At 70.0% G+C, this 15,369-nt stretch carries 12 protein-coding genes; all 12 read left to right on the top strand.

Annotated features, from left to right (window positions below; all coding sequences use genetic code 11):
* Window positions 1-293: 293 nt before the first annotated feature.
* The 12 genes from mraZ to GOAMR_RS10490 all read left to right on the top strand — a co-directional run bounded on the left by mraZ (window position 294) and on the right by GOAMR_RS10490 (window position 15,254).
* The gene (gene mraZ, locus GOAMR_RS10545; RefSeq protein WP_005186845.1) at window positions 294-734 is read left to right on the top strand and encodes a division/cell wall cluster transcriptional repressor MraZ; all 441 of its coding nucleotides are present in this window, start codon (window positions 294-296) and stop codon (window positions 732-734) included.
* A gap of 266 nt (window positions 735-1,000) precedes the next feature.
* Window positions 1,001-1,996 (top strand): 16S rRNA (cytosine(1402)-N(4))-methyltransferase RsmH, encoded by a 996-nt coding sequence (rsmH, locus tag GOAMR_RS10540; RefSeq protein WP_005186835.1) that lies wholly within the window; start codon window positions 1,001-1,003, stop codon window positions 1,994-1,996.
* A gap of 3 nt (window positions 1,997-1,999) precedes the next feature.
* On the top strand, window positions 2,000-2,902 hold the full coding sequence (ftsL, locus tag GOAMR_RS10535) for a cell division protein FtsL (protein WP_005186834.1): 903 nt from the start codon (window positions 2,000-2,002) through the stop codon (window positions 2,900-2,902).
* A gap of 21 nt (window positions 2,903-2,923) precedes the next feature.
* The gene (locus tag GOAMR_RS10530; RefSeq protein ID WP_005186832.1) at window positions 2,924-4,903 is read left to right on the top strand and encodes a peptidoglycan D,D-transpeptidase FtsI family protein; all 1,980 of its coding nucleotides are present in this window, start codon (window positions 2,924-2,926) and stop codon (window positions 4,901-4,903) included.
* Between the two features lie 257 nt (window positions 4,904-5,160).
* The gene (locus GOAMR_RS10525; RefSeq protein ID WP_005186830.1) at window positions 5,161-6,858 is read left to right on the top strand and encodes a UDP-N-acetylmuramoyl-L-alanyl-D-glutamate--2,6-diaminopimelate ligase; all 1,698 of its coding nucleotides are present in this window, start codon (window positions 5,161-5,163) and stop codon (window positions 6,856-6,858) included.
* Entirely contained in the window at window positions 6,855-7,373 is a 519-nt protein-coding gene (locus GOAMR_RS10520; RefSeq protein WP_005186827.1) for a hypothetical protein, read from the top strand. Before GOAMR_RS10525 ends, GOAMR_RS10520 begins: the two co-directional genes overlap by 4 nt.
* A gap of 98 nt (window positions 7,374-7,471) precedes the next feature.
* The gene (gene mraY / locus GOAMR_RS10515) at window positions 7,472-8,563 is read left to right on the top strand and encodes a phospho-N-acetylmuramoyl-pentapeptide-transferase (protein WP_005186825.1); all 1,092 of its coding nucleotides are present in this window, start codon (window positions 7,472-7,474) and stop codon (window positions 8,561-8,563) included.
* 10 nt (window positions 8,564-8,573) lie between these two features.
* On the top strand, window positions 8,574-10,130 hold the full coding sequence (gene murD / locus GOAMR_RS10510; protein WP_005186824.1) for a UDP-N-acetylmuramoyl-L-alanine--D-glutamate ligase: 1,557 nt from the start codon (window positions 8,574-8,576) through the stop codon (window positions 10,128-10,130).
* Entirely contained in the window at window positions 10,127-11,782 is a 1,656-nt protein-coding gene (gene ftsW / locus GOAMR_RS10505) for a putative lipid II flippase FtsW (RefSeq protein ID WP_005186823.1), read from the top strand. The genes murD and ftsW overlap by 4 nt, the downstream gene beginning before the upstream one ends.
* A 135-nt stretch (window positions 11,783-11,917) precedes the next feature.
* A complete protein-coding gene (gene murG / locus GOAMR_RS10500; protein ID WP_005186822.1) occupies window positions 11,918-13,009 on the top strand; it encodes an undecaprenyldiphospho-muramoylpentapeptide beta-N-acetylglucosaminyltransferase in 1,092 nt (363 codons plus the stop codon).
* Window positions 13,006-14,559: a UDP-N-acetylmuramate--L-alanine ligase gene (murC, locus tag GOAMR_RS10495; RefSeq protein WP_005186821.1), complete on the top strand. Its 1,554-nt coding sequence runs from the start codon at window positions 13,006-13,008 to the stop codon at window positions 14,557-14,559. The genes murG and murC overlap by 4 nt, the downstream gene beginning before the upstream one ends.
* A complete protein-coding gene (locus tag GOAMR_RS10490; RefSeq protein WP_005186820.1) occupies window positions 14,556-15,254 on the top strand; it encodes a cell division protein FtsQ/DivIB in 699 nt (232 codons plus the stop codon). The genes murC and GOAMR_RS10490 overlap by 4 nt, the downstream gene beginning before the upstream one ends.
* Window positions 15,255-15,369 lie beyond the last annotated feature (115 nt).

Genomic DNA, 15,369 nt, shown 5'->3' with positions numbered 1-15,369 from the left:
GCCCCACCGGGTCCCCCCACTTCGCCCCACCGATAGGTCGTTGGATTCGATCCGGGCACATTCGGCATCACAATTACCTCTTGAGACACTTTTGCCACACGCGTATCCCCGATTGTGCTTCGGCGTGTCGGATTTCGTGTCGAGAGTTTTGACGCCCTGAACTGCAAGTTTCCGATCGGTGGGGGACGGGTGGGGCGGTAGGGGTGGAAAGTGGGGGAAAGTGGGGTACAGTGGCTGCTACCGAGCAAGAGTGACCTTGTCGCCCGAACTTGGTGGGTGTGTGAGGAGGCGGCATGTCTGCACGACTTGTCGGCACCTACACGCCAAAGATGGACGACAAGGGGCGACTCACGTTGCCCGCGAAGTTTCGCGAAGCACTGGCAGGAGGCGTGATGGTCACACGGGGCCAAGACCGCAGCTTGTCGGTGTACCGGTTGGACGACTTTGACGCGGTTGCCGAGCGACTGCGCGAGGCTTCGCGAAACGACCCTGAAGCCAGAGCTTTCCAGCGTTACTTCTTTGCCAGCTCCGACGAACAACGTCCCGATGCCCAAGGGCGGATCTCCCTGTCCGCGGGTCACCGGGAATACGCCGGTCTGGTCAAGGAGTGCGTGGTGATCGGCGCGTTCGATCATCTGGAGATCTGGGACGCACCGACATGGACTGAATACCAAGGCCAACACGAGGAGAACTTCTCGGCCGCGAACTCCGCTGCACTGGATTCGCTGTTGTAGTCGGCCCAACGGGTGTCACCACGAGGCAGGTAGTGCCGGCGCGGTGAGGCCTCGGCCCGGAGCGACCCTGGCGTACTTCCCCAACGCCAGGTGCGTGTCCGGACCGGGACCTCTTCGCGCCGGAACCTCCTCAACTGGATCGTGCGCCTCCCGGTCTCGGCAGAGACCGGTATCCCTCAAATCAATCGTGGCTTGTTTCCGGCTGCCCGCAACCGGGTTCCGGGGCGTGCCGGTGAGATCGACCCGGTAGGACCGAAGGGGGCCAGATGACCGAACAGCCCCCCGATGGGCGTGCCGACCACGGCCACATCCCGGTGATGGCCCAGCAGATGATCGACCTTGTCGGGCCCGCGTTGACCGGTACCCCTCCGGCGGGCGGTCCGGCCCCGGTTCTTGTCGACGCCACTCTGGGCGCCGGCGGGCATGCCGAACTCGCCCTGCGCACCTATCCGGACATCACGGTGATCGGCATCGACCGGGATGAGTCCGCCCTGGCGATCGCCCGGGCCCGGCTGGCCGGATTCGGTGACCGGATCTCCTTCCACCACGCGCGATTCGACGAACTGCCGGATGTGATCGCGGCGACCGGACGCACCCTCATCGACGCGGCGTTGTTCGACCTCGGGGTGTCGTCGATGCAGCTCGACCGGCCCGATCGTGGTTTCGCGTACGCCGTCGACGCGCCGCTGGACATGCGGATGGACCCGTCGGGAACTCTTACCGCCGCGGATATCCTCAATACCTACTCGCACGGCGAACTCGCCCGGGTGCTGCACGAATACGGCGAGGAGCGGTTCGCCGGAAAGATCGCCTCGGCGGTGCTGCGGGAGCGTGAGCGGGAGCCGTTCACCACCAGCGCCCGGCTCGTCGCCCTGCTGTACGACGCGATCCCGGCGGCCACCCGCAGGACGGGCGGCCACCCGGCCAAGCGCACATTCCAGGCGTTGCGGATCGAGGTGAACAGCGAGCTGGCGGCCTTGTCGGAGGCGCTGCCCGCGGCGCTCGACCTACTGCGCGTCGGCGGGCGGGTCGCGGTGATGAGCTACCAGTCCCTCGAGGACCGGATCGTCAAGCGCGAGTTCGCCTCCCGTACCGCGTCGCGGACCCCGCCCGGGCTGCCCGTCGAGCTGCCGGGCAGCGGACCGGAGTTCTCGCTCGTCACGCGGGGTGCGGTCCGGCCCGACGACGATGAGCTCCAGACCAACCCGCGTTCGGCCCCGGTGCGTGTCCGGGTGATCGAACGGATAGAGGAGAAGGGCTGACCTATGACCCTCCTACACGACAAGGTGACCAGGACGGATCCGGCACCCAAGTCGGACAAGGCGACCAAGTCGGACAAGGCGACCCCGGCCCGGGGCGGACGCAGAGCCGGACGGACGGTCGGTGGGGAGCGTGCGAGCAGGTCCGCGCTGGCGCAGCGGGCGATCGATCGCCGGCAGCGCCGCATCGCCCGCGGCGGTGAGTCCGGGGTGAGCGGCACCACCCGGAACCGGCGCGTGCCGTTCGTGGTCCCGATCATCGTCGTGCTGGTCGCGGGACTCGGGCTGAGCCTGTGGCTTTCGACCAAGGCGGCGCAGGATTCGTACCGGCTCGGTGTGGCGCGCAGCGAGAACCAGAGCCTGTCGGATCGGGTCGACACCCTCAAGCAGACCTTCGAGTCCGGGGATTCGGCCGCCGCACTGTCGGACAAGGCGGGCAAGCTGGGCATGATCCCGTCGGACAACCCGCCGCGGATGATCGTCGGCGCCGACGGTAAACGCCGGGTGGTGGGGCAGTTGTCGCCAGCGGAGGGGCGGTCGCTGCCGTCCATCAACGACACGGGTAAGACCGAGGATCCGCTCGCGAAGATCGACAAGTCCAAGGTGGACGATTCGAACGGTCTCGGCGGTTCCGACCAGGCCCAGACCGACCAGACCCAGAGCGGGCAGAGTCGGACGGATCAGACAACCGTACCGCAGGCCGATACCGACCGGTCGGTACAGAGCCAGAATCAGAACGCGCCGTCGGATCAGTCCGGACGGGTCGCCAACTCGCCGAACTCCACTGGAACACAGGTGAACTCGCAGGCATCCACGCAGCCGTCGCAGGCGCCCACGCAGACCCCCGCGCCCAACGTCCTGCCGACCGAGAGCAACCCGCCGGGCGGAAATTCGGGGCAGCCGCGGTGATCGGATGGACAATGACCAACCATGACACGAACCACCTCTGATCGGCCGACTGCCCGATCGGGCGGCGGTCCGCGCAGTGGTCCGGCCGCGAGCACGGGCCGGAAGCAATCCCGGAGCGACGCCGGTCCGGGGTCCCGCCCCACCCGTGGCGCCGACGGTCCAGGCGGTCCGGGGTCCGGTGACGAACCCACGGGCACAGGCGGATTCGCCTTCCGGGCCAAAGCCGCCGGGGTCGTCATCGTCGTCGCGGTGATCGTGGTGGCTATCCGCATGGTGTATGTGCACGTGATCGACGCGGGATCGCTGTCCGCCCAGGCCTCCGAGCAACGCGAGTTCACCCAGGTTCTGACGGCCAAGCGCGGCGCCATCATCGACCGCAACGGCAGGCCCATCGCCTACACCGATGAGGCACGCTCACTGACCTTCCTCCCCAAAGCGGTGCGTAAGAGCATCGCCGACGCGCACGCGAAGGACTCCGCCGCACCCGACGTCAAGACACGGCTGGGGGAGATCGCCAAGGGCGTGTCCTCGGCGCTCGGCGGATCGATCAGCGAGGCCGACCTGCTGGCGAAGCTCAACAGCTCCAACGACTTCGAGTACCTCGCCCGGTCGGTGAGTTCGGAGGTGAGCGCCCGGATCACCGAGGAGTTCCCCGAGGTGGGCGCCGACCCGCAGCCGATCCGGCTGTATCCGGGCGGTTCGCTCGCCGCCAACATCGTCGGCGACGTCGACTACGACGGACAGGGCCTGCTCGGCCTGGAGGCGTCACTGGAACCGGTACTCGGCGGCACCGACGGCTCGCGGACCTACGACCGCGGTTCGGACGGCGCGGTGATCCCGGGCAGCACCCGGAATGTGCATCCGGCGATCAACGGCAAGACGGTCCGGCTGACCATCGACTCCGACGTCCAGTGGTACGTGCAGACCGCGGTGTCACAGGCCAAGAACGCCTCCGGCGCCAAGAACGCGTCCGCGGTGGTGCTCGACGCGCACACGGGCGAGGTGCTCGCGATGGCCAACGACAACACCTTCAACGCCTCCAGACCGCTGTCGGAGCAGCAGAACGCGAACCTCGGCAACTCCTCGGTCACCTCGCCGTTCGAGCCCGGCTCGGTGGGCAAGGTGGTCACCGCCTCGGCGGCCATCGAGTACGGCCTGACCACGCCCACCGAGGTGCACCGGGTGCCCGGGTCCATTCAGCTGGCAGGCGTCACGGTCAACGACGCGTGGGCGCACGGTCCCGCTCCATACACCACCACCGGAATCTTCGGTAAGTCGTCCAACGTGGGAACGCTGATGCTGGCCAAGAAGGTCGGGGAGAAGCGCTTCGCCGCGATGCTGGCGAAGTTCGGTCTCGGCTCGCGTACCGGTGTCGGGCTGCCCGGCGAGAGCGCGGGCAACGTCCCGGCGCTGAGCCAGTGGTCCGGCGGATCGTTCGCCAACCTGCCGATCGGTCAGGGCCTGTCGATGACGCTGCTGCAGATGACGGCCATGTACCAGGCGATCGCCAACGACGGTGTCCGGATCCCGCCGCGGATCATCGTCGACGAGGGCACGGGCGCCCACAATTCGGCGGGCAGCGACGAGTCACGTCCGCAGGGGGTGCGGGTGGTCAGTCCGGCCACGGCCAAGACGGTCCGGGACATGTTCCGGGCGGTCATCCAGGACGACCCGATGGGAGTGCAGAACGGCACCGGGGCCAAGGCGGCGGTCCCCGGTTACCAGGTGTCCGGCAAGACCGGAACCGCTCAGCAGGTCAACCCCGACTGCGGCTGCTATTCCAACGATTCGTACAACATCACGTTCGCGGGCATCGCCCCGGCCGACAAGCCGCGGTATGTGATCGGGATCATGCTGGACAACCCGAAGCGCAGCTCGGACGGCTCGGGTGGGCAGTCGGCGGCGCCGCTGTTCTCGAGCATCGCCTCCTGGATGCTGCAGCGTGACCGGGTGCCGCTGTCGGCGCACCCGACGCCGCGGCTGGTTCTGCAGGCGGACTAGCGGCCGGTGAGGACAGTCCGGAGGTGTGCGAGGTCCGGTCCCGGCAAACCTGAGGCCGACGGTGCTGGTGCGGGTGACGGCCCGGCGTGTCGGTATCGTGAGTTGTCCGTCGGCGGCTCCCCGGGCCGTCGTGCGGTGCCGGTCGCGCCGTCACCGTTCCTCGGTGGGCGGGGTCCGAGCATGGCAGAGTCCCGAACCGAACGTCCCCGATCGGCGCACGAGTGCCGGTCCGAGCAAGAGTGAGCAGAGGAGATCTCATGGCCTCGACTCGCCGTTCCCGTAAGCAGGGCGCGGACCGTCCCGACGGTCCGCGCCGGCCACGGGTGGTGGCGCCGACCGAGGTGACGGTGCTGTCCGCGGCGACCGGCGCGCGGCTGGATCTGATCGGTGCCGACAGTCACGACGCACAGGTCACCGGTGTGACCCTGCGCGGTCAGGACGTGCAGCCCGGTGATCTGTTCGCGGCGCTGCCCGGGGCCAACACGCACGGCGCCAGGTTCGCGGCCGATGCCGTGGCAGCGGGTGCCACCGCGATCCTCACCGATCCGGCCGGCCGCGCGGAGCTGTCCAAGGTGCTGCCGACCGACGCACGGTGCGCCGTCCTCATCCAGCAGGAGCCGCGCCGCATTCTGGGCGCGGTCAGTGCCCGGATCTACGGGCACCCCTCGCAACGGCTGAAGCTGATCGGGATCACCGGGACGTCGGGCAAGACCACCACCGCCTACATGGTGGAGGCGGCGCTGCTGGCCGCCGGCAGGTCGGCCGGCCTGATCGGCACCGTCGAGACACGTATCAACGGCGTGGCCATCCCGAGTTCGCTCACCACCCCCGAAGCGCCCACATTGCAGGCGCTGCTCGCCGCGATGGTCGAGGACGGTGTCGACTCGGTGGTGATGGAGGTGTCCAGTCATGCGCTGGCACTCGGCCGCGTCGACGGCGCGCACTTCGCCATCGGTGCCTTCACCAACCTGTCGCAGGACCACCTGGACTTCCATGACACCATGCAGGCGTATTTCGATGCGAAGGCCAGGCTGTTCGCGGCGGGTTCGCCCACCCATGCCTCGCGCGCGGTGATCTGCGTCGACGACGAGTGGGGCAGGCGCATGGCCGAGGTGGCCCGCGGCGCGGCCACGGGCTCGCGGCCGGACCCGGTGACAGTGTCGGCGAATCCGCGAGAGACGACGACCGGGCGCCGCGCCCAGTGGACCGCCGGACGGACCCAGGGGACGGCCGAGGGCAAGCAGGTCGTGCCGGTGACCGGTCCGCGGGGCCTGGAATACGAGCTGACCGTGCCGCTGCCGGGACGTTACAACATCGCCAACGCGCTCACCGCGCTGGCGATCGCGACCTCGGCCGGGGTGGCCACGCAGGTCGCGATCGACGGCATCGCCCAGACCAGGGTGCCGGGCCGGCTCGAGCGGGTGGAGCGGGGACAGGACTTCCTGGCGCTGGTCGATTACGCCCACAAACCGGGCGCGGTCGAGGCGGTGCTGGCCACGTTGCGCGCCCAGCGCGACACCGGCGCGGATGAGGCGACGCCCACGGGACGTGTCGCCGTGGTGCTCGGTGCGGGCGGCGACCGCGACACCGGCAAGCGGGCACTGATGGGCGCCGCGGCGGCCCGCGGGGCCGAGCTCGTGGTGATCACCGACGACAATCCGCGTTCGGAGGACCCGGCGTCGATCCGGGCAGCCGTCGCGGCCGGAGCGCAGTCGGTGCCCGGCGACGAGCGGCCCGCCGGTGCGGACGACGTCCGGGAGATCGGGGACCGTCGTGAGGCCATCGCCGCGGCCGCCGCGTGGGCGCGGCCCGGTGACATCGTGGTCGTCGCCGGCAAGGGCCACGAGACCGGCCAGGAGATCGACGGGGTGAAACATCCCTTCGACGACCGCGTCGAACTCGCCGCGGCGATCGACGCCCTACGAGCCGGGGATGTGACGGGAGCGGACCGATGACCACGATGACGGTGCTGCGCGCGCCCGGCGCCGCCGGTGTCGCCCAGATCAGGGAACTGCTGCGTACCGCCGCCCAGCTACGGGCCGGTGCCGGGAGCAGGGATGCACCGGTGCGGATCTGGGCGCTCATCGGTGAACTGGACCTGCCCGAGGACGGTCAGGATGCGGGCCGCAGCGAGAACGAACGCGTCGTCGAGCACGATCTGGTCGGCCGGCTCGTGGTGCGGCTGGCGATCGACAAGACGTTGTGCGTGGGGGATTCGCGGTCGGTGCGGGCGCTGTATCAGGGCGCGATCATGGAGGGTTCCTGGGGAGACGAGGTGCGGCTGGTGCCGGACGCGGCCCAGGCGCTGACGGTGACCGTCGATGACGAGCAGTGGCGGCCCGCCGCCGGCGACATCGTCGTCGTCGCCGGACCGGACGACCTGCACGCGGTGGTGGGGCAATGGCAGACGGTGCTGGGATACGAGTTGGTCTGGGCGGGCGACGACGCCGCCGGGGCCGGTGACGAGTAGATGGAGTACGACGTGACGAGCTGGGTGGGCGAGAGGTACTGTCCTGGCCCTGTGCGGCCGGGTGACCGGCCGGGACGACTGACGGGTGGGGCACGACCGTGACACAGATCCTGATCGCCGGTGGCATCGCGTTGGCGGTGTCGATCCTGCTGACACCGGTCCTGATCCGCATCTTTTCCCGGCGCGGCTTCGGGCAGGAGATCCGCGTCGAGGGGCCGCAGAGCCACCAGACCAAGCGCGGTACGCCGTCCATGGGCGGCGTCGCGATCATCGCCGCGCTGTGGGCGGGCTACTTCGGCTCGCACCTGGTCGCCTGGCTGACCGACCGGGAGGGTCCCACCGCTTCCGGTCTGCTGGTTCTGGGCCTGGCCACTGTGCTCGGTGGTGTCGGTTTCCTCGACGACATCATCAAGATCCGCAAACACCGCAACCTCGGCCTCAACAAGACGGCCAAGTCGGTCGGCCAGTTCGTCGCCGCGATCCTGTTCGGCATCCTGCTGCTGCAGTTCCGCAACGACGCCGGGTACGCCCCGGCCAGCACCAAGCTTTCGTATGTCCGCGACATCGACGTGATGGAGATGGGCTCGATCGCCTTCGTGGTGTTCTGCTGGCTCGTCGTCGCGGCCTGGTCCAACGCGGTCAACTTCACCGACGGTCTCGACGGGCTGGCCGCGGGATCGATGGCGATGGTGCTGGGTTCGTACGTGCTGGTGACGTTCTGGCAGTACCGCAACGCCTGCTCGGGCGGTCCGAAGTCGACAGCCGAGATCACCTCCGGCTGCTATCAGGTGCGTGACCCGCTCGACCTCGCCGTGATCGCGGTCGCCGGTGGTGGCGCCTGTCTGGGCTTCCTGTGGTGGAACGCGGCGCCGGCCAAGATCTTCATGGGCGACACGGGCTCGCTGGCACTGGGCGGCATGCTGGCCGGTCTGTCCATCACCACCCGCACCGAGTTGCTGGCGGTGATCATCGGTGCGCTGTTCGTGGCGGAGATCATGTCGGTGGTCATCCAGATCGCCTTCTTCCGGACGACGGGGCGCAGGGTGTTCCGGATGGCGCCGTTCCACCATCACTTCGAGCTCGGCGGCTGGGCGGAGACGACGGTGATCATCAGGTTCTGGCTGCTGACGGCCATCGCCTGCGCGCTCGGCCTGTCGTTGTTCTACAGCGAATTCGTCACGGGCGGCTGAGGTGACCGGAGTGCGGGAGACGGGAATCGCGGAGCTGACCGCCGGGGAGGTCGTCGTCGGCGGGGCGGGTGTGGCCGGTTCGTCGGCCGCCCGTCACCTGCTGGCCGCGGGTGTGCCGGTGGTCGTCGCCGACACCCGGTTCGGGGCCGGCCAGACCACCGAGGTCCCGGTGGCCGCGGAGCTGCGGGCGGCGGGCGCGCGGTGCGTCGGTATCGACGACCTGCTCGCCGACCCGGAGTGGACCGCACGGACCGGCCTGGTGGTCGTGTCGCCGGGATTCGCGCCCACCCATCCGCTGGTGGTGGCCGCCGGTGACGCCGGGCTGCCGGTGTGGGGCGAGGTGGAACTGGCGTGGCGGATCGACCACGACGGCTGGTTCGGGGCGCCCCGCACCTGGCTGGTGGTGACCGGCACCAACGGCAAGACCACCACCACCTCGATGCTCGAGGCCATCGTGTCGGCCGCCGGCCGGGCCGCCGCGGCCTGCGGGAACATCGGCCTGCCGGTGCTCGACGCGCTCGCCGCGCAGCCGCGGGCCGAGGTCCTGTGCGCCGAACTGTCGTCGTTCCAGCTGCACTGGGCGCCGTCGATCGTGCCGGATGCGGGCGTGGTCCTCAACGTCGCCGAGGATCACCTCGACTGGCACGGTTCGTTCGCCGCCTACCGTGACGCCAAGGCGACCGCCCTGCGCGGACGGGTCGGCGTAGTCGGCCTCGACGACGCGGTGGCCGCGGCGATCGGGACCGGCCCCGGCACCCGCCGTGTCGGCTTCACGCTCGGCGGGCCCGGCGAGGGCGAGCTGGGCATCGACGACGGTGAACTGATCGACCGCGCCTTCGGCGGCGGAACGTTGTTGCCTGCCGCCCAGGTGCGGCCGGTGGGTCCGTCGGGGTGGTCGGACGCGCTCGCGGCGGCCGCGCTGGCGCTGGCCATCGGGGTGCGAGCGGAGTCGGTCACGGCCGGCCTGGCCCGGTTCACGCCGGCCGCACATCGCGGTGAGGTGGTGGAGACGATCGACGGTGTCGAGTTCGTCGACGATTCGAAGGCCACCAACCCGCACGCGGCCCGGGCGGCGATCGCGGCCCGGCAGCGGGTGGTGCTGATCGCCGGTGGGCTGCTCAAGGGTGCGTCCGTCGACGATCTGCTCACCGAGATGCGGGAACGGCTCGCCGGTGTGGTGGCCATCGGCACCGATCGCGAAATCATCCTTGATTCGATCGCACGACACGCCCCAGATGTCCCAGCTGTCACAGTGTTCACAGGTGACGATGGAGCGGTGAATGTGCAGCGACTCATCGACGGTGCCCCGGCGCCCGTGACCCTCGGCTCCGGGCAGAGCGACGACGGGACCGGATCGGCGGACCTGGTGATGCGGCATGCGGTGCGGGAGGCCGCGACCCTCGCGGCCACCGCGAACGCGGAGCCCGGCGCCACGCCGGTCGACGCGGTCCTGCTCGCCCCGGCCGCGGCCTCGCTCGATATGTTCGCCGGCTACGGCCGTCGCGGTGATTCGTTCGCCGACGCGGCGCGGTTGCTGCGGGGTACGGACGTATCGGCTTCGCGATGACCACCGCGTCGTCGACGCCCCGGGGCGTCCGCGGACAGGTCACCTCGGTGGTGTCCGCGGTCCGCGAGGTGGCGGGCAGTCTGCTGAGCCGGCCGCTGGCCTCCTATCACCTTGTGCTGGCGCTCGCCGGCCTGCTCACGCTGCTCGGCCTGGTGATGATCCTGTCGGCGTCGTCGGTGGAGGGGTACTCCAAGGAGGGCTCCGCCTACGGCCTGTTCACCACCCAGCTGGTGTTCGCACTCATGGGCGTGGTGGTGTTCTACGTCACGCTGTGGATGCCGGTGCGGATGTTCCGGCGGCTGGCCGCGGTGATGATCACCGTGACCACGATCCTGCTGGTCCTCGTCCTGATCCCGGGCATCGGCATCGAGAGCGGCGGCGCGCGCCGATGGTTCGTCGTCGCGGGCCTGTCGGTCCAGCCGTCCGAACTGGTCAAGGTCGCGCTCTGCGTGTGGGGCGCCCACGTGCTGGCAGCCCGCCGCAAGGAGAACGCGGGCCTGAAGGAACTGCTGATCCCGCTGCTGCCGATGGCCCTGTTGATCTGTGTGCTGATCATGCTCGAACCCAACCTGAGCACCACCATCACGATTGCCATCATCGTCGGTGCCCTGCTGTGGTTCTCCGGACTTCCGCTTGTCGTGTTCGGATCCTTCGCGGTGATCGGTGCGGGCCTGGCGGTGATGCTCTCGCTCGTGGCCGGCTACCGGTCGCAGCGCGTGCTGAACTTCCTCGGGCACATCGATGATCCGCAGGGCGCCGGATACCAGTCCAGGCAGGCGAGTTACGCACTCGCCAACGGCGGCGTGTTCGGCGAGGGACTCGGGCAGAGCCGCGCCAAGTGGAACTACCTGCCCAACGCGCACAACGACTTCATCTTCGCGATCATCGGCGAAGAACTCGGCCTGCTTGGCGGCCTGATGGTGGTCGGGCTGTTCGGTCTGCTCGCCTACGTGGGTTTCCGCATCGCGTCGCGGTCGGTCGATCCGTTCCTGCGGTTGCTCACCTCGACCATCACCGTGCTCATCGTCGCCCAGGCCTTCATCAACATCGGCTATGTCATCGGTGTGCTGCCGGTCACGGGCATCCAGCTGCCGCTGGTGTCCGCGGGCGGTACCTCGGCGCTCACGGTGCTGGCGATGCTGGGCCTGATGGCCAACGCCGCCCGGCACGAACCGGATGCCGTCGCGGCGTTGTCGGTAGGCCGCCGATCCGGTGCGGGCCGCTGGCTGCGCCTGCCCGCGCCGGTGCCCTACCGGGCCGCACGCGTCCCCACCGAGCGCGGAAAATCCCCGCGCCCGCAGGAGCGTCGCCGGGACCAGGGCCAGGTCCCGTCGGCGCCGGCGAACCGTCCGTCCGCTCTGCGCGTGGGGTGGCCGACCGGCAGGGGCGGTACGCCGAGATCCGCTGAGCGCACCACGTCGACCCGTGGCGGTGGCTACCGCGGCGCGGGAGTGCGCCGCACCCGGGGAAACACAGGACGCGGAAATGTGGGCACCGGCACAAGCGGCGCGGACGGATGGGAGCGGACCGCACGGCTGCGGATCGACTACCGTACGGGGTACAGCGCCAACCGCCGGACGGACCCGGCCCCGCGCACGCAAGGCCGGAGCCGTCGGGGCGGATCCGGGGGCGGCGGGCGCTACTCCGCCTGACCGGTTCGCCGGTGGGCGCCGGCGCGACCGGAAACCAGGCAACCGGAATGGAGCGGTACTGCAGTGACGAGTTCGGGATCAGCTGATCAACCCGAGGCGAAAACACCCGGCACAGCGGGTCCCGGAGGTCTGTCCGTGGTGGTCGCCGGCGGCGGCACCGCGGGTCATATCGAACCCGCGCTCGCGGTCGCCGACGCCGTCCGCAGGCTCGAGCCGTCCGCCACCATCACCGCCCTGGGTACCACCCGCGGCCTGGAGACCACCCTGGTTCCCGAGCGCGGATATACGCTCCAACTGATCCCGCCCGTCCCGTTGCCGCGCAAGCTCAACAAAGACCTGGCCCGGCTGCCACTGCGAGTCGTGCAGTCGGTGAAGGCCACCCGCGCCGTGCTCAAGGAGGTCGGCGCCGACGTGGTGATCGGCTTCGGCGGGTATGTCTCGCTGCCCGCGTATCTGGCGGCGCGGCTGCACGTGCGCCGCGGCCGGCGGATCCCGATCGTCATCCACGAGGCCAACGCGAGCGCGGGGGTGGCCAACAAGGTCGGCGCCCGGTTCGCCGACAAGGTGCTCGCGGCGGTGCCCGACTCGGGTCTCGATGACGCGCAGGTGGTCGGGATGCCGGTGCGGGGAGTGCTCGCCGCCCTCGACCGCGACGCGTTGCGCGCCCAGGCGCGCCAGTACTTCGGCCTGGCCGATGTCCCCACGCTCCTGGTCTTCGGTGGCTCGCAGGGCGCGCAGCGCATCAACGACGCCGTCGCCGGCGCAGCCGAGGCACTCGGCGAGGCCGGAATCGGCGTCCTGCACGCGTACGGACCCAAGAACTCGATCGACCCCAAGTCGCCCGACGGCGCGCCGCCGTACCGCGGGGTGGGCTACCTCAAGCGCATGGACCTCGCCTACGCGGCCGCGGACCTGGTGATCTGCCGCTCCGGTGCGATGACCGTCGCCGAGGTATCGGCCACCGGACTGCCCGCGGTCTACGTGCCGCTGCCCCACGGAAACGGTGAGCAGCGCCTGAACGCCGTCCCCATCGTCGACGCCGGCGGCGGCGTGATCGTCGACGATGCCGACATGAGCACCGAGTGGGTGGCCACACATGTGCCGGCCATGATGGCCGACAAGCACGCGCTGGCGGCGATGTCGCAGGCCGCGCTGTCGACCGGTCATCGGGACGCCGCGGAGGCCGTCGCGGCGGCCGCTCTCGAGCTGGCCCGGAGCCGACGATGACCGGCGGCGGGCGCGGTGTGCTCACCGAACGTCCCCTTCCCGAGCTGCTCCGCCGGGTGCACATGGTGGGCATCGGCGGCGCCGGGATGTCGGGGCTGGCCCGGATCCTGCTGGCCAGGGGTGGTCAGGTGTCGGGATCGGACGCCAAGAACAGCCGCGCCATCCTGGGCTTGCGCACCCGGGGTGCGCGGGTACAGATCGGGCACGATCAGTCGGCCCTCGACCAGCTCCCGGGTGGACCGACCGCCGTCGTCACCACCTATGCCGCCATCCCCAAGACCAACCCCGAACTCGTCGCCGCCCGCTCCCGCGGCATCCCGGTGCTGCTGCGCCCGGTGGTGCTCGCCGAGCTGATGGCGGGCTTCCGGACGCTGTTGATCGCCGGGACGCACGGCAAGACGTCGACGACGTCGATGTCGGTGGTGGCGCTGCAGCATTGTGGTCTCGATCCGTCGTTCGCGGTGGGCGGTGAGCTCAACGAGTCGGGAACCAACGCGCACCACGGCACCGGCGCGGTGTTCGTGGCCGAGGCCGACGAGAGCGACGGCTCGCTGCTCGAATACCGGCCCGACGTCGTCGTGGTGACCAACATCGAGGCCGACCATCTTGATCACTTCGGTACCCGCGAGGCCTACGTCGAGGTTTTCGACAGGTTCGCCGAGTGCATAGTCGACAACGGCACCCTGATCGTCTGTCTGGATGATCCGGGATCGGCCGCGCTGGCCGGGCGCTGTGCGGCGGCGCTCGCCGAGCGCGGTGTGGAGGTCATCGGATACGGCGAGGGAACACATGCGGATCTGGCCCCCGGCGTGCCCAATGTGGCCATGCTGCAGCGGTATACACCGCGGGTCGCCGGCGGTGAGGCGCAGGTGCGATTCGCCGACCGGATCACCGACGGCGAGCCGGAAACCGTGCCGGTGACCGTGACCTTGCCCGGAAAACACATGGCGCTCAACGGGATCGGCGCGGTGCTCGGGTGCGTGCGGGCGGGCGGTGGCCTGAGTGCGGTGCTGGAGGGTGTTGCATCCTTCAGCGGCGTGCACCGGCGGTTCGAGCTGCGGGGCGTGGCCGGCGAGGTGGCCGTCGTCGACGACTACGCCCACCATCCGACCGAGGTGCGCGCGGTCCTCACCGCGGCTCGGGACGTGGTGACCGCGGCCGCGGGGGCGGACAGGCCGGCGGGCCGCGTCATCGCGGTGTTCCAGCCACACCTCTACTCGCGGACGGTCGAGTTCGCGACCGAGTTCGCGGGAGCGCTCGACCTCGCCGACGAGGTGTTCGTCGCCGACGTCTACGGTGCCCGCGAGGCTCCGCGGCCCGGTGTCAGCGGTGCCACGATCAGCGACCTGCTCACCGTCCCGGGCCGATTCGTCGCGGATCTGTCCGTGCTGCCCTCGGTGGTCGCCGCCGAGGCACGCCCCGGTGACATCGTGCTGACCATCGGTGCCGGCGACATCACGATGCAGGGACCGGAGATCCTGACCGCGCTCGCCGCGGCCGCCGGACCCGGTGACAGGTCCGGCGCGCGGGCGGGGGAGCCGACGGGATGATCGGGCGCCCGGCACTGCGGCGACGGGGACTGATCTGGACGGTGCTCGTGGTCGTGGTGGTCGTCGCCGGGGCCCTCGTCGCGTACTACACCCCACTGATGTCGGTGCGCGACACCGAGGTCCTGGATAACAAGGTCGTCTCCGAGAGCCAGATCCTCGCTGTCGCCGGCGTCGAATCGGGGACCCCGCTGCTGCAGGTGGATACCGCCGCGGTGGCCCGGCGGGTGGCGGCCATCGAGTCGATCGAGTCCGCACGGGTGCAGCGTTCGTACCCGTCGACCCTGACCATCACCGTCGTCGAACGGCAACCCGTCGTCCGCATCGTCGACGGCCAGACCACGCAGATCCTGGACCGGCTGGGTGTTGCGTACCTGACGTACGCGGAAGGCAAGAAGGTCCCGGCCCAGCTGGCGTCGTTGCCACAGCTCACCACCGCCCACCCCGGCCCGACCGACCCGACCACCAAGGCCGCGGTCAAGGCGGTCGCCGGGTTCCCCTCGTACCTCACCCGCGTCCTGGTGTCCGTCGCCGCGACCTCGCCGGTCGACATCGAGCTGACCCTCAAGGGCGACCGCCGCGTCGTCTGGGGTGACAGTGCCAGGGGAGACGAGAAGGCCCGGGCGCTGAAAAACCTGTTGAGTCGCCAGGGAACCCTCTATAACGTGTCGAGCCCTGACTTCCCCGCCTTCAAGTGAGAGTGGTCTCAGACGCGATCGTTCCTGGTGGCCGACAAGGTGAAATGTGTGTCGGCAACGTGAATTCACCCAACAACTTCGCGACACGCCGCGCCGTTACTGGCTCATCGGCGTC

The sequence above is a fragment of the Gordonia amarae NBRC 15530 genome (assembly GCF_000241345.1).
Classification (GTDB): domain Bacteria; phylum Actinomycetota; class Actinomycetes; order Mycobacteriales; family Mycobacteriaceae; genus Gordonia; species Gordonia amarae.
The sequence above is the reverse complement of the archived record's forward strand: the minus strand, read 5'-3'. Positions and strand labels throughout refer to the sequence as shown.